General features: G+C 64.2%; 16 protein-coding genes and 1 pseudogene. 5 read left to right on the forward strand and 12 right to left on the reverse strand.

Annotated features, from left to right (window positions below):
- Nucleotides 1-28 precede the first annotated feature (28 nt).
- Nucleotides 29-3,436, reverse strand: a complete 3,408-nt coding sequence (locus tag T5B8_RS07310) for a molybdopterin-dependent oxidoreductase (protein WP_353177515.1) — start codon at nt 3,434-3,436, stop codon at nt 29-31.
- A 102-nt stretch (nt 3,437-3,538) separates the two neighbouring features.
- Between T5B8_RS07310 and T5B8_RS07315 the strand changes: the two genes are divergently transcribed.
- Entirely contained in the window at nt 3,539-4,453 is a 915-nt protein-coding gene (locus T5B8_RS07315; RefSeq protein WP_353177517.1) for a LysR family transcriptional regulator, read from the forward strand.
- A 273-nt stretch (nt 4,454-4,726) separates the two neighbouring features.
- Here the strand turns inward: T5B8_RS07315 and T5B8_RS07320 are convergent, their stop codons facing one another.
- The 7 genes from T5B8_RS07320 to T5B8_RS07350 all read right to left on the reverse strand — a co-directional run bounded on the left by T5B8_RS07320 (nt 4,727) and on the right by T5B8_RS07350 (nt 12,705).
- Nucleotides 4,727-6,403 carry an AMP-binding protein gene (locus T5B8_RS07320; RefSeq protein ID WP_353177519.1) on the reverse strand — a complete coding sequence of 559 codons (1,677 nt, stop codon included), beginning with the start codon at nt 6,401-6,403 and terminating at the stop codon, nt 4,727-4,729.
- A 79-nt stretch (nt 6,404-6,482) separates the two neighbouring features.
- On the reverse strand, nt 6,483-7,373 hold the full coding sequence (locus T5B8_RS07325) for an ABC transporter permease (protein WP_353177520.1): 891 nt from the start codon (nt 7,371-7,373) through the stop codon (nt 6,483-6,485).
- Nucleotides 7,370-8,326 (reverse strand): ABC transporter permease, encoded by a 957-nt coding sequence (locus T5B8_RS07330; RefSeq protein WP_353177522.1) that lies wholly within the window; start codon nt 8,324-8,326, stop codon nt 7,370-7,372. Before T5B8_RS07330 ends, T5B8_RS07325 begins: the two co-directional genes overlap by 4 nt.
- A gap of 4 nt (nt 8,327-8,330) precedes the next feature.
- Nucleotides 8,331-9,929 (reverse strand): ABC transporter substrate-binding protein, encoded by a 1,599-nt coding sequence (locus T5B8_RS07335; RefSeq protein WP_353177524.1) that lies wholly within the window; start codon nt 9,927-9,929, stop codon nt 8,331-8,333.
- Between the two features lie 55 nt (nt 9,930-9,984).
- Entirely contained in the window at nt 9,985-10,974 is a 990-nt protein-coding gene (locus T5B8_RS07340) for an ABC transporter ATP-binding protein (protein ID WP_353177526.1), read from the reverse strand.
- On the reverse strand, nt 10,971-12,008 hold the full coding sequence (locus tag T5B8_RS07345; RefSeq protein WP_353177528.1) for an ABC transporter ATP-binding protein: 1,038 nt from the start codon (nt 12,006-12,008) through the stop codon (nt 10,971-10,973). Before T5B8_RS07345 ends, T5B8_RS07340 begins: the two co-directional genes overlap by 4 nt.
- A gap of 61 nt (nt 12,009-12,069) precedes the next feature.
- Complete coding sequence (locus tag T5B8_RS07350) at nt 12,070-12,705, reverse strand: TetR/AcrR family transcriptional regulator (protein ID WP_353177530.1); 636 nt, start codon at nt 12,703-12,705, stop codon at nt 12,070-12,072.
- Between the two features lie 138 nt (nt 12,706-12,843).
- On the opposite strand from T5B8_RS07350, the gene T5B8_RS07355 reads away from it, so the two are divergent.
- Entirely contained in the window at nt 12,844-16,134 is a 3,291-nt protein-coding gene (locus T5B8_RS07355; RefSeq protein WP_353177532.1) for a carboxyl transferase domain-containing protein, read from the forward strand.
- Nucleotides 16,135-16,231: 97 nt separating this feature from the next.
- Here T5B8_RS07355 and T5B8_RS07360 read toward each other — a convergent pair whose 3' ends face one another.
- A complete protein-coding gene (locus T5B8_RS07360; protein WP_353177534.1) occupies nt 16,232-17,806 on the reverse strand; it encodes an SIR2 family protein in 1,575 nt (524 codons plus the stop codon).
- A 190-nt stretch (nt 17,807-17,996) separates the two neighbouring features.
- Nucleotides 17,997-18,314 carry a hypothetical protein gene (locus T5B8_RS07365; protein WP_353177536.1) on the reverse strand — a complete coding sequence of 106 codons (318 nt, stop codon included), beginning with the start codon at nt 18,312-18,314 and terminating at the stop codon, nt 17,997-17,999.
- 307 nt (nt 18,315-18,621) lie between these two features.
- Here T5B8_RS07365 and T5B8_RS07370 point away from each other — a divergent pair.
- Nucleotides 18,622-18,846, forward strand: a pseudogene (locus tag T5B8_RS07370) (aspartate/glutamate racemase family protein); the annotation flags it as partial.
- A gap of 22 nt (nt 18,847-18,868) precedes the next feature.
- On the opposite strand, the gene T5B8_RS07375 reads toward T5B8_RS07370, so the two are convergent.
- Nucleotides 18,869-19,741 carry a hypothetical protein gene (locus tag T5B8_RS07375; RefSeq protein WP_353177538.1) on the reverse strand — a complete coding sequence of 291 codons (873 nt, stop codon included), beginning with the start codon at nt 19,739-19,741 and terminating at the stop codon, nt 18,869-18,871.
- Between the two features lie 129 nt (nt 19,742-19,870).
- Between T5B8_RS07375 and T5B8_RS07380 the strand changes: the two genes are divergently transcribed.
- Together T5B8_RS07380 and T5B8_RS07385 are read left to right on the forward strand one after the other, a co-directional pair.
- Entirely contained in the window at nt 19,871-20,359 is a 489-nt protein-coding gene (locus tag T5B8_RS07380; RefSeq protein ID WP_353177539.1) for a hypothetical protein, read from the forward strand.
- Nucleotides 20,356-22,005 (forward strand): hypothetical protein, encoded by a 1,650-nt coding sequence (locus T5B8_RS07385; RefSeq protein ID WP_353177541.1) that lies wholly within the window; start codon nt 20,356-20,358, stop codon nt 22,003-22,005. Before T5B8_RS07380 ends, T5B8_RS07385 begins: the two co-directional genes overlap by 4 nt.
- On the opposite strand, the gene mprF is transcribed toward T5B8_RS07385, so the two are convergent.
- Entirely contained in the window at nt 21,996-24,587 is a 2,592-nt protein-coding gene (mprF, locus tag T5B8_RS07390) for a bifunctional lysylphosphatidylglycerol flippase/synthetase MprF (RefSeq protein WP_353177543.1), read from the reverse strand. The genes T5B8_RS07385 and mprF overlap by 10 nt on opposite strands.
- Between the last annotated feature and the right edge of the window lie 12 nt (nt 24,588-24,599).

Raw genomic sequence — 24,599 nt, forward strand, 5'->3', positions numbered from 1 at the left:
GCGGGCGGCGCCGGCACACAGGCCGCGTTCATGCGTCCAGCTCCACGGGCGTGAGCGGCACGGCCTGGCAGGTCAGGCACAGATCGTCGCCCAGGGCGTCGGTCGCCACCGCCGTCTGCACGCGCCCGGCCACGAGCGGCAGCGCACAGCTTTCGCACTGGCCGGCCCGGCAACCGCTGGGCAGTTCGATGCCCGCGGCTTCCGCGCTGCTGAGAATCGAGGGCTGATCGGGCCGCCAGGTAAACGACCGGCCCGAGCGTGTGAGCGTGACGGTCTGGGCGCTCAGCCCGGCGCGCTCGATCGGGGCGGGCGAAGTGAACGCTTCGGAGAAAATCTCGAAATCGAACACGCCACGCGCGGCCAGGCGTTCGCGCAGCTGGCGCATCATCGGCGCCGGCCCGCACAGATAGAAGCGCGCCCGGCGTGCGATCCAGTCTTCGTCAATGAAGCGGTCGTCGATATAGCCATCGGCGTCGTAGTCGCGCCCGCGCATATCGGTGGCCAGGGCTTCGCTATAGATATTCACGACCTGCAATCGCGCCAGTTCGCACTCGAGTTGCTCAAGGCGTTGCGCAAAGGCATGGGTCGCGCTGTTGCGATTGGCATACAGCAGATGAATTTCCGGCATGCCCTCGCCGCGCGTCGCGGCCAGCGTTTCCAGCAGCGACAGAAACGGCGTGATGCCAATCCCGCCAGCAATGAGCACGATGGGCGCCGCGTGACGGGTGGGCAGCGTAAACCGCCCCGCCGGCATACGCGCACGCACGATATCGCCTTCGCGCAACGCCTCGTTGATATGGCTGGATACCGTTCCGGCCGGCGCCTGCGGCGTTTGCGCCAGACGTTTAACGCTAATGCGATAACGCGCCGGCGTTTCCACCGCGGCGTTCGATAAGGAATAGAAACGCCGTGCCTCGCGCCCGTCGGCAAGGGTGAACGACAACGGCAAATGCTGGCCCGGGCGAAAAGCGGGCAACGGCATGCCATCGATGGCGTGAAGGTAGACGCTGGCTACGGCCTGGCCTTCGCGCTCGATGGCGGTAACGCGCAACTCGCGAAAACCGGCCCATACCGGGTCGTTGGCCAGCGCGCGTACGTCGCAGCAAGCACTACGCAGGGCGATCGCGCCGCTGATCGGATCGCGCGCGTCGGCATCCAGAATGGCGTTGAGATTGAAACTCTCGGCGCCGCCGATCGGCGCGCCGGGCAGGCCAAGATCGGCACAGCCCTGCCACCAGCCGTAGTCGGCCACCACCACATCATCGGCCAACGTGCTATCGACCCGGGCGCGCAGGCGTATCGGCCCCAGCGGCCCGTCGAGGGCGACCCATTGCCCATCGACGATAGCGCGCTCGCAGGCGGCCGCTTCCGATAACGCGACCCGTGGATCGGGCGAGCGCCGACGTAGCGAACTGATATTGCGGTGCTGGGAATGACAGTAATAGCCATCCTTGGCGGTGGTCAGGCGTAGCGGCAGACGGGCATTCGGCGCGCTTGGTGCGCGTGCCCGCGGTACCGGCGCATAGCCATGGACGTGCAGGCGTTCGCAATAGAATTCGACGCGCCGCGTGGGCGTGGCAAAACCTGCGACCGCGCCATCATCCAGCCGGCATGCGTACTTGCGCTCGCGGCTATCGACCGGCACGGCCCGTCCGGCCGGCTCGGCCCGCAGCGTGGCCACGTCGAGGCCCAGCGGCGCGAGCATGTGATTCCAGCCGGCCTCGATATCGCCGCCGAAGAAGTCATCGGCCATGCCCAGCCGGCAGGCCAGATCCATGGCTACATCGTAGTCGGCACGCGATTCGCCCCGGGCCGCGACCATGCGCGGGCGCAGCTGGATATGCCCGGCCGCACGGGCGTCGATCTCGAAGCCGGGACGCAGGCCTTCGCGTTCCCAGGGGGTGTTGATGGGCAGCAGAATGTCGGCGAAGGCATTGGTCGGCGTATGAAACAGATCGCAATGCACATGAAATTCCAGCGCTTCGAGTGCAGCCGCGCCGCGCTGCGGATCCGGCTGGGACACCAGAAAATTGCCGCCGAAGCCGAACAGGGCCCGTACGGCATAGGGCGTTGTATCAAGCACGGCCTCGTACACATCGCCCGCCGTCACCCAGCCAGAGGCCGGCGGGCCCAGCGGGCGCTCGGCCAGGCCCAGCGCCTTGGCACGTTGGCCGGGTTCGAGCAGGGAAATATCGTTGATGGTGGCAAGCGGCAATGGCCCGTAAATCCGATTGCCGCCGGCCCGATCGAAACTGCCGGTCAGGGCATAGAGGGTGGCGATGGCGCGTTCGGTCTGGGTGGCATTGGCGTGCTGACCAATGCCGGTCCAGCCGTGGTAGCTCACGGCCGAACCGGCCGCGGCGATCATCTGCGCAGCGCGCACGATATCGCCCGGGGCCAGGCCGGTGGTATCGGCGGTCCGCGTCAGCGTCCATGCCGCGCAGGCTTCGCGATAGTGGGCAAACGCCGGCCGCGCCTGGACCGCGCGACCATCGGCCAGGGTCACGTCACAACGCCCGGCGAGCGCCCAATCGGCTGCGGCATCGGCGTCCGGCGGCAGATGGGTGTCCACACACACCGCCGCCTGTGCCGCCTGTGACCAGGCCAAGAAACCGGCTGCGCCCGCGACGACCTGATCCGCGCGTAGAAACCGGCCGCTCGCCTCGTCGACGAGCAGGGCCGCATTGCTCCAGCGACGCACGAAATCGGTATCGATACGCTCACCGGTGAGCAATAGTCGGGCCAGGCCCAGGGCCAGGGCATCGTCCGTGCCGGGCCGGATCTGCAGCCACAAATCGGCATCGCGGGCATGGGGCGTGGCGCGCGGGTCGATCATCAGCAATGCGCGCGGCGCGTGCGCGTGCTGTTGTTCGGCCAACCGCGAGGCCTGCGCCAGCCACACGCTGGACGGGTTGTGCCCCCAGAGAATATTCAGCCGCGCGGCGCCATAGTCGGCTGTGGGCATGCCGCAGCCGAAAGTGAATTCGTGGGCCACGTCCTTGTGCCAGTTGCACAGCTCGGTGGCATAGATGGTGTTCGGGCTGCCGTAGCGGCGGATGAAGCGTTCGACCCAGTCGATACTGTCCGACATGGGCGTACCGCTGGGCGTAGTCACCGAAAAGGCCACGCTTTCAGCGCCGTGGCGATCTCGGTAAACAGCCAGCTTGTCGGCGATTTCGGTTAGCGCCTCATCCCAGCTGATGCGCTGCCAGCCGGGATCGGCCGCGCCCTTGGGCTGGCTGCGCTTGAGCGGGTAGAGAATACGCTCGCGGCTGTGAACCAGCTCCGGGGCGGCACGGCCCTTGGCACAGGTCGCCTGGCCGGTGGGGTGATCGGGGTCGGCCGTGACTGCCACCAGTCGATCGTTTTCGACGGTGTTGAGCGTGCCGCAACGCGAGCGGCACAGCGTGCAATAGCCTGGTAAACGGCGCTTCACCGACGGTATTCCCTGTATTCGAGCCTGTAGAAACCCTACCGGCGCGCGCTGAAAACAATCTAATATGTATTTTCGAGATCAAGATATAGATAAAACCTATATATGAAGCTCCAGCAGTTGCGGCATTTTCTTGCGGTGGTCGATACCGGCTCGCTGTCCGAGGCGGCCCAGCGCTGCCATATCTCTCAGCCGTCGATGTCGGCATCACTGCAGCGCCTGGAAGAGGATGTCGACAAGCAGCTGTTCATTCGCCATGCCCGTGGACTCACGCCAACCGACAGCGGCCGACGTCTGCAGCAGTACGCCACGCGCATCCTGCAAACCGTCGAAGAGGCACGGCTGAACCTCGACGACGAACCGGAAAACCTAACCGGGCACCTGCGGGTGGGCGTGACCGAAACGATCTCGGCCTATCTGCTGCCACGCCTGCTGCGCTGGCAACAGACCATGCTGCCGGGACTGTCGGTCACTTATATCGAAGACGATATCGCCGGCATGCAGCGTCGCGTGAAAAACGGCGAACTCGACCTCGGCGTGATGGTCACCGATAACATCGCGCCCGACCCGGCCCTACGCTGCGATGTGCTGTTCTCTTCACCGCGCCGGCTCTGGCTGAGCCCCGGCCATGCCTTATTGAAAAAGGAACGGATCACGCTGCACGACGTGGCCGCCTACCCGTTCGTGCTGCTGGAAATGGACGAACACGTGGCCACCTGGAAACGCTACTGGCGCGACAGCCCGGTGCTGCCCGAGATCGTATTCCAGAGCCATTCGATCGAGGCCGTGCGCAGCATGGTCGGGCGCAATGTGGGCATTACCATCCTGTCGGATCTGATCTTTCGGCCCTGGACGCTGGATGGCGAACATCTGTCGCGGCGTACGCTGGATGCCGAGGTGCCCGGTATGGATATCGGCGTAATCCGCGTCGAGGCCAGCGACAGCGCGGGCCTGCAGGCTTTCGTGGACATGCTCTATCACCACCTGCGCCGCAACGCCCTGCTCGAACAGTCGCACTGACGCCGAACGTATTCGCAGGGCCAAAGGCCGCAGCGGCGACGCGCAGGCAAGCGGCCCGCCGAACCGGCCGGGGCCAGTCTTGTGGTTTTCTCATACCCTCGAGCGCCGGCATGGGCGCGCGTGCATACAATTCAGCCCTCACCCGGCCGCCGGTTCGTTACCACTCACCCATCAGCCATTGCCTGAATACCGCAACAGCCGGGCGCGCGTTATCGCCGGGGCTTGAATCGCAGACTTGCCCGGGACGGTCGAACGGGCGCTCTTCCCAGCGCTTCAATCGTCCTTCAACAACCGGCGCAAGACCTTGCCCGCCGGCGTGGCCGGCAGCTTATCGATCAGGGCGATCTGACGCGGGTACTTGTAGGCCGCCATGTGCGCCTTGGCCCAGTCGATCAGTTCACGCTCGCTGACCTTGCCCTGGTACTCGGGCTTGAGCACCACAAACAGCTTCACCGTCTCGCCGCGCTGATCGTCCGGTATGCCGATGGCGGCGGACTGGGCGATGGCTGGGTGGTCCAGCATCAACGCCTCCACGTCCTCCGGGAACACGCTGTAGCCGGAACACTTGATCATTTCCTTGATACGACCGGTGAAGAACAGGTAGCCCTCCGCGTCCAGGTAGCCCACATCGCCGGTGTACACGGCGCCGTCGCGCAGGGTTTGGGCGGTGGCCTCGTCACGTTTCCAGTAGCCCTTGAACACCGCTTTATTGCGCACCACGATTTCGCCGCTTTGCCCGGGCGCGCATTCGGCGCCGGTTTCGGTATCGACGATGCGGATTTCGTTTTCCGCCATGGGCACGCCGCAACTGCCCCACTTGATTCGATCCTTGGGCATGAAGGTGTCGGAGGTATGGGTTTCGCTCAGGCCGTAGGCCGCCTCGTGGGTCTGGCAGCCGGTCAGCGCCTTCCATTCATCGGCCAGTTTCTCGGTGAGCGGAATGCCGAAACTGGTGCAGGGGTTGTTGGTCAGCGAGGTCAGATCCCGTTGCGCCACGCCGGGCAGGTCAAGGATAGCGCGCAGCATGGGCGCGATGCTATACCAGTTGCGTACCCGGTAGCGCTCGATGGCATCCACGGTGGTGGCCGGATCGAAGCGCGCCAGGATCACCAGGGTCTGGCGGACATACACCGGCTGGTAAACGCCGAAGTTCATGCCGGCGATATGACACAGCGGCGCGATGCCCAGGCTCACGGTGTCCTCGCTCATGCGATTGGCGGTGAACGACACTGCCATCTTGAACAGGCTGGAGCCGTAGCTGAGCATGGCGCCCTTGGGCCGGCCGGTGGTGCCGGAGGTGAAGGTCATCAGCCCCACGCCGTTCCAGAGATCCACCGGTTCGAAGCGCTGCAACGGCGCGGTGTGACTCAGAATCGCCTGCAGATCGTCGGTGTCCGCCGGCGCCGTGGACGGCTCGCCCAGCAACTCCTTCGGCACGGTCAGCGTGGGTTGCTCCGGCAGATAGTCGCCGTAGGCGGTGCTCACCACCGTGGCCAGCGTTGGCACCTGGTCGCGCACCTCGGCGACGATCGAATACAGATCCCGCGCCACCACCAGCGCCTTGGTCTCCGCGTTGCTCAACTGGTAGGCCACCTCGGCGGCTTTGTACTGCGGGTTCACCGGCGTGACCATGGCCCCCAGGGCCTGCACCGCGTAGTGGGCAAAGATGTACTGCGGGCAGTTCTGCATGAACAACGCCACCCGGTCGCCGGCGCCCACGCCGTTCTCGCGCAGATGCGCCGCCAGCCGCCGCACCGCGTCGCCGACCTGGCCCCAGGTGATCTCGGTGCCGTAGTAAATATAGGCGACCCGATCCGGCACCTCCTCGGCGTGCTGGAACAGATATTCGTGCAGCGGCTTCTCACCACGCAGATAGGAAACGCTCTCCCCGGCCCAGACGGAACCGGGTACCGGCACCGGCTCAAAACCGGTCGCAGAAACGGTGGACATCTTTGTTCTCCTTGATTCTTAAAATCCTTGGCACGCCTCGCTGGAGAGTCCAGAACCACTTCCCAGCCCAAACGCGAAATCAACCATGTCCGCGCGCCGTCGGGTCCAAAGCTGTACGCAGGGATTCCCCCAACGCATTGAACGCCACCGCCGTGATCATGATGATCAGCCCCGGCGCATACATCTGCTCCGGCACCAGCGACATATACAGATAACCCCGCGCGATCATGGCGCCCCAGCTCACATCCGGCGGCTGCACCCCCAGCCCCAGAAAGCTGAGACTGGCCTCGGCCAACAACGCCACCGCCAGCAGCAGGGTGCTCTGCACGATCACCGGCTGGATCGCATTGGGCAGCACATGGCGCCCCAGCAGCCGCAACGGCGAGGCGCCGAAGCAGCGCGCCGCGTCCACATACAGCTCCTGACGCACCACCAGCGTACGGGCGCGGATCAGCCGCGCGATCTGCGGCGCGAACACCAGCCCCACGGAAAACATGGCGTTGGTCAGGCCGATGCCCATGGCGCCGGTCACCGCCACCGCCAGAATGATCGCCGGGAACGACAGAAAGGTATCGATCAGGCGGCTGATGGCCACGTCGGTCCAGCCGCCCACGAAGCCGGCGGTCAACCCAAGCGGAATGCCGATCAACAACGCCACCGCCACCGCCAGCAGGGCCGCGTACAGGGAATTGGCGCCACCGTGAATCAGCCGGCTGAGCACATCGCGGCCCAGGTCGTCGGTGCCCAGCCAGTGGGCCGCCGACGGCCCTTCCAGCATGTGCTCCAGATCCTGCTGGGCCGGGTCGTAGGGCGCCACCCAGGGGGCGAGAAGGGCGGTGCCGAGAATCAGCACCAGCACCAGCAAACTCAAAGCGGCACGGGGATCGCCGCGCAGCCAGCCGAGCACCCGCCGGGCCAGGTCCGGTTCATGGTGGTGGCCGGCACGGGCGGAAGAAACGATGGCGTTCATGCGTGAATCCTCGGGTCGAGCACGGTGCAGGCCAGGTCGGTGCACAGATTCACCAGAATCACCGTCACCACCATGGCGAGCACGGCGCCCTGCACCACCGGGAAGTCCCCTTGCAGCACCGCGTTGACGATGGAACTGCCGATGCCGGGAATGGCGAACACCGCTTCCACCACCACGGTGGCGGCGAGAATCTTGTTAAACAGCAGGCCGATCACGGTGAGCAGATTGACGCTCACGTTCTTGAGGCCGTGTTTCCAGAGAATGCGCGCTGGACTCAGGCCCTTGGCGTGCAGCGTGCGGACATGCTGGGAGGACTGAATCTCCACCAGGGAACCGCGCAGCTGCCGGGCTACTTCGGCGATGCCGTTGGTGCACAGCGCCAGCGCCGGCAGGGTGGCGTACCAGAGCGCGCCGCTGAAGTCCTCCGTGGGCGACACGAAGCCGGTGGCCGGAAACCACTGCAGCCCCAGGGCCAGGAACAACACCAGGATCATGCCGAACCAGAAATTGGGCACCGCCACGCCCAGGGAGGCGGCGCCCATGATGGTGCTGTCCAGGGGCGAACCGGCGCGGGTGGCGGCGACAATGCCCAACGGCACGCCCACCAGCACCGACAGCAGCACCGCGTACACCGCGATCAGCAAGGTGTTGGGGAAGGTGCGCACGACGGTTTGCGCCACCGGTTCACCGGACAGCAGCGAAACGCCCAGTTCGCCCTGGGCGGCGTGGCCCAGCCACTGGCCGTACTGCACCAGGAACGGCTGGTTCAGGCCGTAGGCTTCACGGATCTGTTCGATGCGCTCCATGGAGGCGTTTTCGCCGGCCAGAGTCACGGCCACGTCGCCAGGGATCAGCTGCATCAGGCAGAACACGATAAAGGTGGCCAGCACCAGAATCGGCAGGGACTGCAGCAGGCGTGCCGCCACCATGCGCTGTTTGACGCGGTTGGCCACGGGGTCAGCCCTTCAGCGAAACGCTGTTGAATTTGGGCTTGCCGAGCAGGTTGTTGCGCAGGTTTTGCACCTTGTCGTTGGTGGCGACGATGCTCTCCCGGAACGCCAGCGGCACCACCAGGGCGTCTTCCATGACCAGCCGCTGCACCTTGGCCAGGGCCTCCTTGCGGGTGGCCAGGTCATCGCTGCTGCGCGACGCCAGCAGCGCCTCGGCGAAGCCTTCCGGCGGCGCCTTGTCGCCGGCGTTGAAGTAGGACTCCTGGTTGTACATCAGCGAATAACTGAGACTCGGGTCCGGCCGGCCGGTCCAGGCCGACAGCAGCAGATCGCCCTGCTTCTTGGCGAAGTATTCCGCCGACATGTCGGCGATGGTGCCGGTGCGAAAGCGGCCCTTGATGTTGGCACGTGCGAACTGCGCCAGCAGCAGCTCCTGCATCTGCACCGAGGACTGGTCGTTGTAGCCGCGCATGTCCAGGGTCACACCATCGGCGTAGCCGGCTTCCTTGAGCAACGCCCGGGCCTTGTCCGGATCGTGGGGATACAGCTCGGCGGTTTGCGCGTCGTAGGCCCAGTGGGACTTGGGCAGATTCATATAGGCGGCTTCACCGGAGCCGGCCATGGCGCCGCGAATAAAGGCATCCCGGTCCACGGCGTAGTTCAACGCCTGGCGCACGCGGCGGTCCGCCAGGGTGTCCCGGGACATGTTCAGATAGAGCTGATAGCAGTACACCGTGGAGCCGATCACGCCATGCAGGGTGGGCATTTTTTCCACCAGCGGTTTCTGGCGGCCGTCCAGGTGGTAGGCCAGATCCGCCTGGCCGGACATCACCGCGCGCAGGCGGGTGGCGCTGTCAGTGATGATCGAGAAGGTAATGCCGGCCAGACTCGGCTTATCGGTGCCGTGGTAATTGTCGAACGCGGTCACGCTGATTTCGCTGCCGTCGTTCCACTTCTCGAATTTCATGAAGCCGGTGCCCACCGGGGTGCGATCCACCCGGTTGCCGTTGGCCTGCAGGGCCTTGGGCGACACCATCATGCCGGCCCGGTCGGAGAGGATCAGCGGCAGCGCGGTGTCCGGGTTTTTCAGATGCAGGGTAACGGTGTGCTCGCCGTTCACGGTGACCTGATCCACCGATCCCAGATCCGAGCGGATATTGGAAAACTCGGCGGTGCGGCTGCGATCCAGGTTGGTCTTCACCGCCTCGGCGTTGAACGACGCGCCGTCATGGAAGGTGACGCCCTGGCGCAGATGCAGCACCAGGGTTTTCGAATCGGTGAACTCCCAGCGTTCCGCCAGACCCGGCTGCGCCTTGAGGCTGTCGAAGTCCCAGGTCACCAGGGTGTCGTAGATCGGGAACAGAAACACATGATCCGAGCCGGAGCCGCCGGTGGCCGGGTCCAGGCTGGACGGATTGGAGTTGGCGCCCACCCGCAGCACGGCGCCACCCCGCGCCCACAGTTTTGCCGGCGCGCCCAGGGCGCCCACCACCAGGGCACCGGACAGGTAACCGAGAAAGGCACGACGGGAGACTGCGTGGCCACCCACATCAAGGGTATCGTCGCCCGTGTGCCGGGGTTGCTTGGGCTCTGACTTCATGTTCATAGGGCTCTCCTCGAGTTTTGTTGTTTTGTTCGGAAAAAACCGGTCACTCAGGCGGTCAGGCGGGGCCGGCGAAATGGCAGGCCACGTGGTGGTCCGGTGCCACCTCACGCCATGCCGGCACCTGCTCGGCACAGCGCGTTTCGGCGCGCGGGCAGCGGGTGCGGAACGGGCAGCCCGACGGCGGATTCAGCGGGCTGGGGATTTCGCCCTGCAAACGGATGCGGCGGCGGTGGTCGCGCTGGTCGCTGGGCAGCGGCAACGGCTCCGCCGACAGCAGCGCCTGGGTATAGGGGTGCAGGGGCTGTTCGCAGACTGCCTCCGTGCGCCCCTGCTCCATCATCCGGCCCAGGTAGAGCACGCCCACCCGGTCGCTGACATGGGACACCACCGAGATGTCGTGGGTGATAAAGGCATAGGTGATGCCGAACTCGTCCTGCAGGTCGGCGAACAGATTGAGAACGTCGCCGCGAATGGAGACGTCCAGGGCCGCTACGACCTCGTCGCAAACGATGAAGCGCGGCCGCAGGGTCAGGGTGCGGGCAATATTGACCCGCTGCTTCTGACCGCCGGACAGCTCATGGGGGTAGCGGCGGCCGATCTCCGGCGCCAGGCCCACCCGTTCCAGGGCCTCGCCGGCCACCCGGCGGCGCCCGGCGCGGTCCCCATCGCCCAGAATATCCAGCGGCTCCATCACCGATTGGGCAATGGTCATGCGTGGGTTCAGGGCGGCATGGGGGTCCTGGAAGATGATCTGGTGATCGCGCCGCTGCCGCCGGCGCTCGGCCCGGTTCAGCGCCGCCGGCTCCCGGTCGTCGTAGAACAGGCGCCCGCCGCTGAGTGGCTGCAGGCCCGCGAGAGCCCGGCCCAGGGTGGTCTTGCCGGAGCCGGATTCGCCGATCAGACCGAAGGTTTCGCCGGCGCGGATGTCGAAGCTCACATCCTCCACGGCCCTGACCGTGCCGGCGCGGGTGGGGAAGTGCACGCGCACCCGGTCGGCGCGCACGCCGGCCCCGGTGGCGGCCTGGGGCGTCAGTCGTGCGTTCATGGCGTCACCGCTCCGGGCAGGGTGAGTTCGGCGCCGCGCCAGCAGCGCGCCAGGCGTTCGGTGTCCAGCTCACGCAGCGATTGGCTCTGCTCACAGCCGTCGGCAGCATGGGGGCAACGGGCCTGGAAGCGACAGCCCGCGGGCATCTGCCCCGGCGCCGGCACGCGCCCGGGAATGGACGGCAGCCGGCCGCCCCGCTCGCACAGCCCCGGCAGGGAGCGCAACAGCCCGGAGGAATAGGGATGCGCCGGGCGGCGCAGCACGGCGTCGACCGGCGCGCTTTCCACCACCTCGCCGGCGTACATGGTAAGCAGCCGCGAACAGGTTTCCGCCACCACGCCCAGGTCGTGGGTAATGAACAGCAGCGCGGCGCCGGTGGTGTCGCTCAGTTCCCGTAGCAGGTCGATGATCTGCGCCTGCACGGTGACGTCCAGGGCGGTGGTGGGTTCGTCGGCGATTACCAGCTTGGGGCGACAGATCAGTGCCATGGCGATCATCACCCGTTGCCGCATGCCGCCGGAGAACTGATAGGGGTAATCGTCCAGCCGCAGTTGCGGCGACGGAATACCCACATCCTCCAGCGCGGCTACGGCCCGCTCGCGGGCTTCGCGGCGGCTTACCTTTTCGTGGGCGCGCAAGGTTTCGGTGAGCTGTTCGCCGACGGTGAATACCGGATCCAGGGCGCTCATCGGCTCCTGGAAGATCATGCTGATGTCACGACCGCGCAGGCGGCGCAACTCGCGGGCCGGCATCTTCAACAGGTCGCGGCCCTGGAACAGGATTTCGCCGCGCACCCGGGCGGCGCGTTTCGGTAGCAGGCCCAGCAGGGCGAGCCCGGTAACGGTCTTGCCGCAGCCGCTTTCGCCCACCACCCCGACCCGTTCGCCGTGGCCCACGGTAAACGACACATCGCGGGTAATGGCGGTCTCGCCGTCGCCGTGGGCGAAGGCGATGTTCAGATTGTTCACCGATAGCAGGGGCTGCCCGGCGGCACTCTCCCGGTACCGATCTGGCCGGTCTTGCTCGTGCACCATGATTTATCTCCGTTCGAGCACATCCACGGTCGGCCTCTTCAGGGACCGAAGGAAATTATTGTTATGGGTTGCCGTAAGCGGCGGTGACGGTGTCGATCACCGCCTGGTAATGGTCGAGCAGTTTGTTCAGGCCGCTGTGCTGGGTGAGCAGGGAGCCGAAATACCAGAGCGGCGTGATCAGCATCACCACCTGGCGTACCGGCGTATCCGGGCGCAGCTCACCGCTGCCAATGGCCAGCTTCACAGAATGGGACACGTAGTCCTCGAAGTGCCGTGACATCTCCGAAATGCCTTCCTGGATTCGCTCCGGGATCAGGTGCCGCTCGAAGCGCGCCCGCGCCGACAGGCTCCAGGGGTTTCGCCCCTTCTCATTGTCATTGAACTCGTAAAAGCGGTGTTCGCAATCCGCGGCCACCAGGCCGATGCGTTCCGCCAGGGTCAGCCCTGGCTGCGCCCAGGTGTGCTGGAACTGCTGCTCCAGGTCATCGAAGGTTTCCTCGAACACCGCCTCGATCAGCGCCGCCTTGTTGCCAAAGTGGTAATGCAGGTTGGCGCGGGTGGTGTTGACCACTTCGGCGATGTCGCCGTAGCTCACATCGCTGAGCCCGCGCTGGATGAACAGCGCCCGGGCGGCGGTCTTGATCTGGTCCTTCATGGGCGGCTGACCAAGCTGCGATTTCTTTTCCGGTCGGGCCACGCCGGCCTCCTGTACAGGGCAGTTTGAAAGTCAATGCTGACTAATCTGCAAGTAAATAAAACCCGAGTCAATACTAATTGACGTGCAAGTCAGTATCTCGCTATCTTGCCGGCCATCAATAAGAAAGGGACCACCGCCATGCCCCCTAAACTGCTGATCGCCAACCGTGGCGAAATCGCCGTGCGCATTGCCCGCGCCGCCGCCGACCTGAACATCGCCACCGTGGCGGTCCACCCCGCCGACGATGAACGCGCCCTGCACACCCGCGTGGCCGATCAGGCGGTGGCCCTGGCGGGACGGGGCGCCGCCGCCTACCTGGACGGCGAGCAGTTGGTGAAAGTGGCGCTGGAGACCGGCTGTGACGTGGTGCACCCGGGCTACGGTTTCCTCAGTGAAAGCCGTGAGTTCGCCGAGCGCTGCCAGCAGGCCGGGCTTACCTTCGTGGGGCCCACTCCGGAGGTGCTGGCCCTGCTTGGTGACAAGGCCCGGGCCCGGGTGCTGGCGGAGGAATGCCAGGTGCCGGTGGTGCCCGGCACCGGGGCTGACACCATTTTGGAGCAGGCGCAAGTGTTCCGTGAGGGTCTCGGCGAAGACGCCACGGTGATCGTCAAGGCCATCGCCGGTGGCGGCGGTCGGGGCATGCGCATCGTCGGGCCCGGCGATGACCTGGCCGAGGCGTTCAAGCGCTGTGAAGCCGAGGCACAAGCCGCGTTCGGCAACGGTGCTCTCTACGTGGAACGGTTTATCGAACGCGCGCGGCACATCGAAGTGCAGGTGGTGGGTGATGGCGGTGACACGCCGGTGCACCTGTGGGAGCGCGAATGCAGCCTGCAGCGCCGTAACCAGAAGCTGGTGGAGATCGCACCGGCGCCGACCCTGTCCGAGACCACCCGGGAAAAGCTGCTGGAAGCGGCCCTGCGGCTGGCGGCCCGGGTCGGCTACCGGGGCCTGGGCACCTTTGAATTCCTGGTGGACGCGGACGAAAGCCGGTTCGCCTTTATCGAGGCCAACCCGCGCCTGCAGGTGGAGCACACCGTCACCGAGGAAGTCACCGGCGTGGATCTGGTGCAGACCCAACTGAAGATCGCCGGCGGCGCTTCGCTGGCGGACTTGGGTCTGAGCCGCGATGCCGTGCCGGCGCCCTCCGGCTTCGCCCTGCAACTGCGCATCAATATGGAAACCATGGACGCCAGCGGCGAAGCACGCCCCGCCGGCGGCACCCTGGCCACCTTCGAGCCGCCTTCCGGCCCCGGCGTCCGCGTGGATACCTTCGGCTATCGGGGTTATCGCACCAGCCCCCATTACGACTCCCTGCTGGCCAAGCTGATCGTGCACGGGCGCGGCGACTACGCCACCGCCGTGCGCCGTGCCTACCGGGCTATGTGCCAGTTCCGTATCGAGGGGGTGGACACCAACATCGGCTTCCTGCAGAACCTGCTGCAACGGGATGAGGTGGTGGACAACAGGGTGTACACCCGCTTCGTGGACGACCACATGGCGGAGCTGGTGAACGGCGGTGAGCATCCGTCCTTGCACTTTGGCGAGGCCGGTGGCGAACAGGAAACCCAGGGGCCTTCGGTCCAGGCGCCGCCGGGCACCGAAGCCGTGGCCACGCCGATGCAGGGGGTGGTGGTGGAATGGCTGGTGGCCGAGGGCGACAGCGTCCGCGAAGGCCAGCCGGTGGCCTTCGTGGAAGCCATGAAGATGCAGCACCGGGTGGAAGCGACCACCAGCGGTACCGTGCGCCGGATCACCTTCGCGGTGGGTGACGCGGTGGCCGCCAATGATCCGCTGCTGTTTATCGAGCCCGGCGAGGTGGCGGTGGGCGCCGATGCCGAAGAAGAAGAGATCGACCTGGACCACATTCGCCCGGACCTGGCCAAGCTACAGGCCCGGGAAGCCCTGTTGCGCGACGAGAACCGCCCGGACGCGGTGGCGAAACGGCGCAAGACCGGCCAGCGCACCGCCCGGGAAAACGTGGCGGCGGTGGTCGATGAGGGCAGCTTTATCGAATACGGCGCCTTCACTTTCGCCGCCCAGCGCGCCCGCCGCGAGGTGGACGACCTGATCACCAATACCCCGGCGGACGGCATGATCACCGGCATCGGCGCGGTCAACGGTGACCTGTTCGATGAGACGAAAAGCCGCTGCGCGGTGCTGGCCTACGACTACACCGTGCTGGCCGGCACCCAGGGCACCATGAACCACAAGAAGACCGACCGCATTCTGCAGGTGGCGGAGCAGCAGAAGCTACCGGTGATCTTCTTCGCCGAGGGTGGCGGTGGCCGCCCCGGCGACACCGACAACGCCACTAAGGTGGCCGGCCTGGACGGCCCCAGCTTTCTGCAATACGCCCGGCTCAGCGGGCTGGTGCCGCGCATCGCCGTAGTGTCCGGCCGCTGCTTCGCCGGCAACGCGGTGCTGGCGGGCACCAGCGACATCCTGATCGCCACCGAGAACGCCTGCATCGGCATGGCCGGCCCGGCGATGATCGAAGGCGGTGGCCTGGGCGTGTTCAAACCGGAGGAAGTGGGGCCGGTATCCGTACAGCGCGCCAATGGCGTGATCGACTGCGTGGTGAAAGACGAACCGGAAGGCGCTGCCCTGGCGAAAAAACTGATGGGTTACTTCCAGGGCACGGTCACCGACTGGACCTGTGAAGACCAGCGCTGGCTGCGCCGCTCGGTGCCGGAGAACCGGCTGCACGCCTACGACATGCGCGATCTTATCCGCGTGCTGGTGGATACCGATTCCACCGTGGAACTGCGCCGGGATTTCGCGCCCGGCATGATCACCGCCCTGGTGCGCATCGAGGGCCGGCCCCTGGGGCTGATCGCCAACGATCCCAAGGTGCTGGGCGGTGCCATCGACGCCGCCGGCGCCGACAAGGCGTCCCGCTTCATGCAGCTTTGCGATGCCTTCGGCATTCCCCTGGTCAGCCTGTGCGACACCCCGGGCTTCATGGTCGGTCCGTCCGAGGAAGAGACCGCCATGGTGCGCCGCACCTGCCGCCTGTTCGTCACCGCCGCCAGCCTCACCGTGCCGCTGCTTTCCCTGGTCACCCGCAAGGGCTACGGGCTGGGCGCCCAGGGCATGACCGGCGGCTCCTTCCACGCGCCCATGTTCTGCGCCTCCTGGCCCAGCGGTGAGTTTGGTGGCATGGGCCTGGAAGGGGCGGTGAACCTGGCCTACAAGAAGGAGCTGGATGCCCAGGAAACCCCGGAAGCCCGGGAGGCCCTGTTCAAGAAACTGGTGGACAAGCTCTACGAGCGCGGCGAGGCGCTGAGCATGGCCGCCGCCCTGGAGATCGACGCGGTCATCGACCCGGCGGACTCCCGCGACTGGATTCTGCGCGGCCTGCGCGCCACCCCGCCCGGCGGGCTGGAGCCCATCGCCGGCAAACGCCGGCCAATGATTGATACTTGGTAAGCAGCGGCCGGATCTTCTCGAAAATCGAGTTCCATATACTGTCCCCAGATCACTAATTTGGAGCGGCAGCGAAAAATTGGTCGGCTTGATTCATTGGTTATGCACGGTCATACCTGCGTGAATATTTAATCAAATCATAGACGCATACGATCTTAATAAATTGGCTTTTTTCGCCCGATGAAAAATCATCATCTGCATGCTTTTTAAGAATCTTTTCAAGAGCATCCAAGTTTAAATTTTCCGGCGGCACGAACACCGCCATACGCAAAAAAAGGTTAAAATCCACAGCATTATAAAGCTGCTCGATGCCTTCGTTGACTTGAGGGACCGTATTCGCCCGCCTTTCCTCGCCGCCACTGGGCCGATAGTGTTCGACGTTATTTCTTATCCTAGCCACTAATGAATCACAGAGACCACTTTCATCTACACTGCCATCCTCACTAACTAAACCAGAAGCATTAAGATACTTAAATATAGGAATATTTACCTGGCCTTTGATAAGTTTTGGGAAAACATCGAAGACGATTGACGCCGCATCGTATCCGCCATTATCGAAAACTACATCTCGTACAATATCTTCTCTTGATAAACCAATAAGCCCTTGCCTTGCCATTTCCTCGGACTTTTTTATCTTGCTTATTGCGCCGTATCCAACCACAAACTCTTGCTGCCCCTCCAAAGCTCCTACTTCATCAGCCTCCTTAACATACAACTTCCCTTTGGGGTCGTTGGTAATTATTAGCTCATATAGCTCATCTTTTATCTGTCGAAATATATGAGCTGGTATCCTTCGCTTAACCTCAGACAAGACTTCGAATATATCTCGATAAGAAGAAGCCCTGATAAGTTTAACTGGCAGAGTTTTTAGCAATACTGACTCAGTCAGCGTTGGCTTCTCCAATTCAGGAGCCCATTCAGTAAAGATGATATTCTCTTTGAGGGCATCCATTTTATTTTCCGGTATGCACTCAACAATCTCTTCTAGAATTTCCAAGATATGCGGATCTGTCAGAGAATATCCGAGAAATATAATGGGATGCTCAACAAATATGGTAAGCAACTTAGATGACAAATATGGATTCTTTTTTCTGAACTTTTCATAGTCCTCGTGGGTCAGTATTAGACTGTTTGGATCCTTGCAGCTACCGTGGATCTTATATATCTCGGCAATTCCATAATTTCTACTTGCAAACAATCCTTCCTGCCCGATGAATACTGAAAAATCATCGAAAATAGTTTCCAAAAAAAGATCCCAGTTTGTAGTGATAACACCATCAATTTTACTGGACCTTAGGTATTCGATTTCCTCTCGATATTCTTCGTTTACATTCTCATGAATTTCTTTTAGGTAATCGGAAATTTCTATTTTCAAAGGGGAGTCTGATTTCAAAAGGTGTTCAGCATAGTGGACGTCTTTTTTTCCTTTAATCTCACTATCCCACCATTTCTCACTATATGATCTGGCTAGAACACTCGCTATTTTTTTCAAGTCCCCATCAGCTTGGGATCTGATTTTTGTGTAGTTTTCACCAATTAGATCGCAAAATCTTTTTAAAAGATCCTCCCAATTTTCCGCCGCCATATAGCGCCGCGACATGCCAGACCCTACAAACAGGAAGGGCGATGCGGAAAACTTATTGAAATGCTCGGAAAGAAGCTGTTTAAAAGTCACGAGTTTTCCTTTTAGGGTCAAATTTCTTCTGCATAACGCTAAGTATACGGATGATGCTAGACATAGCACTTAGCCGGAAATTCGCATAGCGCCACGCTAACCACCCAGTTACCGGTGTTATGCGAATTTCGCGTTTCGTTAAATGCGAAGCCGGGGTCAGGTCTTGCATTTTGCGTCAATCCACCGCCTATCACTCCGGAATCCCTAGCTCGCTCAACACCACCCGATTCCCCGCGGCATCGAACCGCGTCAACTCCTGCCGCCCACGCCGACACCGCACAAACGTAGCGTTGATCACGCCATTGGATTCGGCGAAACATTCTTCCTTGGAACGCGGGGCGATGGTGATCCACTGCGGCTGGCTGTTGATTAGCGGCTGCATGGCGGCCTGGCCGAGGCCATTGCCGAAGCTGCCGACTGTGCGGCCGAGCGCGCTTGTAGGATCGGCCTGCGCAGCCGTGGTGGCGCCGGCGAGTAACGCCAGCGCAGTAAGCAGTCGATAGTTCATGGTCCCCCTCGTCTCACGCGGCAACCTACCGCGGGCCGGCTTTGAGCGCAGGCGCGCCCACAAAGCCGTAGCCGCAACATTCCATAAAACGCTTGGCGAAGGAAGGCAGGCCGTTATCCGCCATTCGCTGCAGGCGGCGCCCGATGCAAGGCCGCTCAATGGATACGGTTATTACCGATGGGCGTTTGCTTCACTAATTTTGGCGTGAAGAGCGCTGCGATAGCGACCCAGCCGTACGGCAACGCGCCGGTTCGTTATCAGGAGCATCAAGTCGGTCGGCATTTAAATCGGCCCCAGCAACGAGATCGCCCTGGAAGAGGATCGGGCCGAAGCGATCTGTCTGGGTTGTGGCGGCATGTCGGGGCTCACCCAGCGGGTGATCGAGCGTACCGGCGTGCCGGTGATCGACGGCGTGGCGGCCGCGGTGTGCCTGGCCGAAGGCCTGGTTCGCCAGGGCCTGACCACCTCCAAAAGCCGCACCTACGCGCCGCCGCGGCCCAAGCAGTTCAAGAACTGGCCGCCGCGCGGCTGAGCGCTGGCGGGCGGGCGAGGCGTCAGCCGTTTTCCGGAAAAGTCAGCTCGGCATCGACGACGCGGTCGAACGTCCAGCCGGTCGTGAAGGAAAACGGACGGCCAGCCTCGGCGACACGTTGGTTACAGGCTTGCTGGCTACCGCTCGATGCCATGCCGGCACGGCCCGCGCCCATGTCGATGGCGTCGCCGACGACGCCGAAGTCCAGCCGCACCTCTTGTAGCGGGGACGCGTCGTCGACGCCGGGATCGCCGGGACCGGCCACCGCGAAATGATCCGATGCAAAGGCCTGTTGCAACGGGGCATACGCGAAATCGATTGCATTCTTTGCAGCCGCGGACGCAAAGGTGTCGATATCGATCGGCAGCGGCGGCTCGAGTTCGAGCCAGACCGTGCAATGCGTCGGATTATCGGCAGCCGGAATCTCGATGCCGTACCGGTATTCCTTGAAAAAAATCAGCGAGGCGCCGCGTTCGCCGAGTGCCACGTCACTGGTTTGGCCGTCCACCGTGATGCCACGCGGCCAGTTTTCGCGTGCGTCGTGCAGCCCGTCGAAAATCGCGCGTATGGCCTGGCGCTGGCTGTCGTCGAGGTCATCAACGAACGTCAGCCGCAGACGGTAACGATGGCTATAGAACGTCGTCCCCGGGTTGGACTCGCTTTCATGGGGTATTTCGACCGGCTCCATCGACTCGATACGCAGGCGACCGAACTCGCCGAATTGGTCCTCCAGCGAGGCGCGCAGGGTATCGGAAAGGGCGCGCATACCGCCGTTGAGCGGATCGTGCTCGCCGAACTCGAGCACGGCCGTGCCGCCGGGCTGGCTACAGCCGGTCAACAGCACCGAAACCACGACACACGCCGCAGAGACGCCCCGTACCCAAACCGATGTCATTGACTAACCCATTGACCTGAAAGCGGCATTTGCACGCCGGGAACGCGGGCAATCATACACTCGCTTTTTTCCCGATTGTATCTGTCGGCGTAGCGCCGGCCGCTCGGACGCGGCAATATGCGTGGCGCCATGACCGCACCAACCCCGCCCGACACAAAAAAACCGCCTGTAGCGCCCACGCGTATTGCGCCCGCCTGCCGACGCATCTGGGCGGCGACCTGGCGCTTCGCACTCGCCGGCCCGCCCATCGGCACCGCGCTGTTCATACTGCCGATGCTGCTGCTGTCGAGCCTGGATGTATCGATTCGTGCCGACGAGGTGATCGGCAGCTGGCTGTTCTTCTCGATCTTCGCCTACGCCTTTGCCGGCCCTGCCGCGGCCATCGCGGGGGCGGTGTTCGGCTGGCTGACGTACGCCACAGGGCATAACAGCCGCTGGGGGCTCGGCGCGCTCGCCGGCACGCTTGGCTGGCTCGTGCAGATCGGCGCTACGGCATTGTGGAAAACCGATATCAGCGAGTTGAACGCAGTGCTCTTTCTGCCCATCGCCCTGATCGCGGGCGGTGGCTGCGGCCGGCTGTTCGGCCAGCGCGAAACGCCCGTGGAACAAACGCCATGATCGCCGCTACGCCATCGCCCGATCGCAAGCGCCGGCGGGCCGGCACCGCGCTCTGGCTGGCGCTGACCGTGCTGGTGGCCATCGCACTGACTGGCTGTAACGCTGATGTGAGCGCGCCGTCGGATGTCACGATGATGCCCTGGCGTAGCGACGCCGGGACATTCGGTTTCGTCACCGCCGACACCCAGCGCCAGCTCGTCGCGCCGCGCTTTGCCGATGCCCGGCCCGGTGTGCATGGCTATGCGCCGGTCGCCAACGCCGATGGCCAATGGGGCCTGGTGGATGCCAACGGTCGCAACGTGCTCGCCCGCGACCATGCCGTGCTCGACCTCATCGATACGGGCACGCCCGCGCTCGTGGTCACCAAGACCGAATACAACGCCTGGTGGCGTTTCTGGGACTGGCGAGTGCTGCCCGATTACAACATCATCAGCACTTCGAATTCCGGGCCGTGGCTGGTGACCTATGTCCCGCGTGCGGTCTGGCGGGTCATCAATCCGGCGACCGGCGAGACACTCGTGCGCCGCGACCGAGCCGATCGCGGCATCACCGGTGATGGCTACTGGCGCGACGGCTGGCAGCCCGAGCGCCAACGCCCGGAGGATCTGTGGATCGGCCACTGGCCGGACGGCGCGGTGCTCATCGACGAAACGCTCTACGCGACCCACGCTGACACGGCCCGCTTCGAGCGGATCGCCGAGGGTATTCGCACGCGGCTAGCCGACGGCAGTTTCCTGCAACGGGCCGAAGCCGATACCGATCGCCGCGTCGATGCCACGGGCCGGCCCGTGAACGATCATCGTTATACCGAACGCCGTCGCGCCGTGCTCGAAGACGCCCACGGACAATCACTCACGCTGGTGCGCGAACATACGTTCGAGGACGAAAACGGGCGTTTCTATCTACTGCCCGACCTCGACAAACCCCTGCCCACCACGCTGGCCGATTTCGTGTTCGCGGACGGCCAGCGCATGCCGGCCGATACGCTCAACACGACCCAGTTCGCGCCCCTGTTGCAGGCGCTGCCGAACAGCCCCTGGTTTGTACTGGTGCTACGCATCGAGCGCGGCGACGCACAACCGAGCGAACCCTACGTCTTCTTTTTCGACAGCGACGGGCACTGGGCACCGGACTGGCAGCCCCGCCCCGGGCTCTACAGCATCGCCGACACGGGCAACATTCTGTTTCGGTATGCCAAGCCGTTTGGCGTGCTCGACGCCGATCTGCACTTCAGCGAACTGCCCATGCAGGAGGTCGCCCGCCGGTCGTTCGGCGACCACCTGTATGGCGGCATCGACGCCGAGGGGCGCAGTGGCCTCTACGATATCCAGCAAGCGCGCTGGGTCGTGCGCTCGGCGGATGTGCGTCTGCACGACGACCCGCTGATACCCGGCGTGGCCGCCTATGCCCAGGACATCGCCCCCACCGACCCAACCAACACCGACTGCTGCACGCGCTACGGGCTGTTCAACACCCACACCGGCGCACGCATCACGCCGCCGCGCTATATCTCGATCGACGACGATGGCCGGGTCCGCCGGCCGGAAAACGACACCGTCATCACCTACTACATCGACCTGCACAGCGGCCGCGAATACCGCGCTGACGCGACGCCCGGCCGCGACACGCGAGCGCCTCAGCCGTGACCGAGAATCCGCCGGTAACCGCCGGCGATGAGCGCGGCGATATCCAGCTGTAGCGTCGACAGGCGCGTGTCCGGCGGATAGGCCAGATACATCGACTGCCACTCGGGGTGCCACTTGTCCTTGAACGCTTTCAGGCCCTTGTAGTTGTAAAAGCGATTGCCATGCTCGAAGGCCAGCCGGGCGAGCTGCTCGGCCGGCCGCGCCCAGGGCGTATCGCCCACCCCGGCCAGCGGCGCCATACCCAGCGAAAACCAGCGATAGCCGTCGGCCTGCGCGCTTTGCATGAGGCGCACGAACAGAAAATCCATGGTGCCGCCGGGGGCATTGCCGAGATGGCGCATCAGGTCGATGGAATATTCCTCGCGATGGCCATAGCTGGGCAGGATGCTGGCAAAGGCGATCAGCCGGTCGTCACTGTCGCGCACGATGGCGATCGGCGCACGCTGCAGATAATCGCGATCGAAACAGCCCAGCGAAAAGGTCTTTTCGGCCGGTTTTTCACCCAGCCAGTCGTCGGACACCCCGGCCAGCGCGTCGAGAAATGCATCGTCGAATGGCGGCTCGACGATCTCGAAACGCAGACCCAGCCGTTCGGCCCGGTTGAGCGCGCCGCGCTTGTCGCTATTGCGTTTGCCCTGCATGGAGAATTCCAGCAGGTTCACACGCGCGATCTCGCCGAGCTTGAACAAGGCGAAACCGTTGTCGAGATAGGCCGACAGATCGTCCGGGCCCACCTGATAGAACACCGGCGTACAGTGCTGAGCATCGGCCAGGCGCCGGAAATCCACGATCGCGGCGCGTCGCGCAGCCGCGTCGCCGGCCGGGTCCGACAAGGCCACCAGCCGGTTACGCACGCTGGCATAGCCAATCATGGCGCTGCGCTCATCACCGCTGTAGCGAATGCTCTTGTCGCCCAGCAGCATGAGATGCGAATAGCCGTTCGAGCCGTGGGCCTCGAGCCATTCGGCCAGCTCGTCGAGCTCGCCGGCGCTGGGCAGCTCCAGCGTGGGCGCGGCCCAGCGTGGCCAGGTCCAGATAGCGAGCACGATCACGCTGATCAGGCCGACGACGGCACCGCGCAGAAACCGCGTCGAATGCACATCGATACCGAAGACCAGCGGGTTGAGCGAACCGCCGTTATAGAAAGACTGCCCCAGTACCAGGTAGCCGACCAGGGCCAGCACCAGCGCGAGCGTCCACGGCCAGGCGCCGATCTGGCGCGACAGACTGCCCTGGCGTTCGAACGAGCCGCGGCTGACATAGAGCAACACCGCGATCACCGCCAACAACAGACTCGTGCCCCAGTCGAGCCCACGGGTGAGCCCGAACACCGCACCGGCGATCAACAAACCCACCGCCAGCCACAACGCACGCCGCAGGCGCAGCGACAGGCCGCGCGCGGCCACAATCAGGCTCAGGCCGATGGCCACGCTGGCCAGGTGGCTGGCCTCGATCGCGGCCAGCGGCAGCCACTGCGACAGCAGGCGGTTATGCGATAGCAGATTCGGAAACGCGGCCCCGGCCAGCAGCAGAATACCGGCCGCCGCGGTCAGCCCCGAAAGCAGACGAATGCCCAGATCCACTGCCCGGGCGACCGGCCAGGCAAGAATCGACACGATCGGATGACGCCGCAGGTTTGCCGCCAGCCGGGAGCTGGCCAGCACATTGGCGCCCAGGAAAAGTGCGGCGAGCAACGGCACGAGAAAATAGGCCACGCGATAGAGCACGAGCGCGGCCACCGCAGTCTCGGTATCGGTGCCGTGGGCTACCAGCAGCCCGGCGAGCGTGGCATCGAACACGCCAAAACCGCCGGGCAGAAAACTCAGCATGCCCAGCGTGGCCGCCAGCACGAAGGCGGCCAGCACCGCCGCCAGCGGTGGCGGCACGGCCAGAACCCACAATGCGCCCCAGAGCACCGCGGCCGCCAGCAGCCATTCCAGCACCGAAGCAGCCACGAAGGCACCGGCCTGCATCGCGCTCAGCCGTTCCACCGCCGCCAGCCGGCCAATGCGCAACAGCGACGTCATCGCCAAGGTCAGATAGAGCGGCAGATACAGCGCGATCACAGCGAGGGCGACCAGCATCAGCCATTCCGGTACCGGCGTGGCCGCGAGAATCGCCGGGCGCACGATGAGCGTGATCCAGGCGAGCACGGACAGCCCCAGCGGCGAGGCGGTCGCGACCATGCCGGCATAGCGCAAGGCCGCGGCTGAACTCACGCCGTCGCCGGTCACCAGCAACACGCGCAGACTCGAACCGGTCAGCCCCGACAGGCTCACGACGTTGTTGATACCCGTGGCCAGCATGCCGACCCGCAGCCCCGCCAGCGGCGTTCGGGCATAGCCGATCACCCGCGCCGCGATCACGTCATACGTCGCCGCCGCCGCCACCGCGGCCAGACCGCCCAACGCCAGCGCCGCCAGCCAGGGCGGTGCGATCGCGGCCAGCTGTTTCTGGATCGCATGCAGATCGATATGACCGGCCTCGAACACCAGCAAGGCCACCACCACCGCCACGAGTGCGATCGGCATCACCCGCCGCAGCAGATGCCACGGGGAATCGTTGGTCGGCTGATCGTTCATTGGCAACTCGCG

The sequence above is a fragment of the Salinisphaera sp. T5B8 genome, assembly GCF_040361255.1.
Taxonomy (GTDB): Bacteria; Pseudomonadota; Gammaproteobacteria; order Nevskiales; family Salinisphaeraceae; genus Salinisphaera.

Bases quoted from the DNA above. Each gene is read 5' to 3' on its own strand.
- T5B8_RS07345 (WP_353177528.1), bottom strand. From the start codon at position 12,008: ATGGTGCACGAGCAAGACCGGCCAGATCGGTACCGGGAGAGTGCCGCC.
- T5B8_RS07355 (WP_353177532.1), top strand. From the start codon at position 12,844: ATGCCCCCTAAACTGCTGATCGCCAACCGTGGCGAAATCGCCGTGCGC.
- T5B8_RS07380 (WP_353177539.1), top strand. From the start codon at position 19,871: ATGACCGCACCAACCCCGCCCGACACAAAAAAACCGCCTGTAGCGCCC.
- T5B8_RS07365 (WP_353177536.1), bottom strand. From the start codon at position 18,314: ATGAACTATCGACTGCTTACTGCGCTGGCGTTACTCGCCGGCGCCACC.
- T5B8_RS07385 (WP_353177541.1), top strand. From the start codon at position 20,356: ATGATCGCCGCTACGCCATCGCCCGATCGCAAGCGCCGGCGGGCCGGC.
- mprF (WP_353177543.1), bottom strand. From the start codon at position 24,587: ATGAACGATCAGCCGACCAACGATTCCCCGTGGCATCTGCTGCGGCGG.
- T5B8_RS07335 (WP_353177524.1), bottom strand. From the start codon at position 9,929: ATGAACATGAAGTCAGAGCCCAAGCAACCCCGGCACACGGGCGACGAT.
- T5B8_RS07325 (WP_353177520.1), bottom strand. From the start codon at position 7,373: ATGAACGCCATCGTTTCTTCCGCCCGTGCCGGCCACCACCATGAACCG.
- T5B8_RS07320 (WP_353177519.1), bottom strand. From the start codon at position 6,403: ATGTCCACCGTTTCTGCGACCGGTTTTGAGCCGGTGCCGGTACCCGGT.
- T5B8_RS07315 (WP_353177517.1), top strand. From the start codon at position 3,539: ATGAAGCTCCAGCAGTTGCGGCATTTTCTTGCGGTGGTCGATACCGGC.
- T5B8_RS07340 (WP_353177526.1), bottom strand. From the start codon at position 10,974: ATGAACGCACGACTGACGCCCCAGGCCGCCACCGGGGCCGGCGTGCGC.
- T5B8_RS07375 (WP_353177538.1), bottom strand. From the start codon at position 19,741: ATGACATCGGTTTGGGTACGGGGCGTCTCTGCGGCGTGTGTCGTGGTT.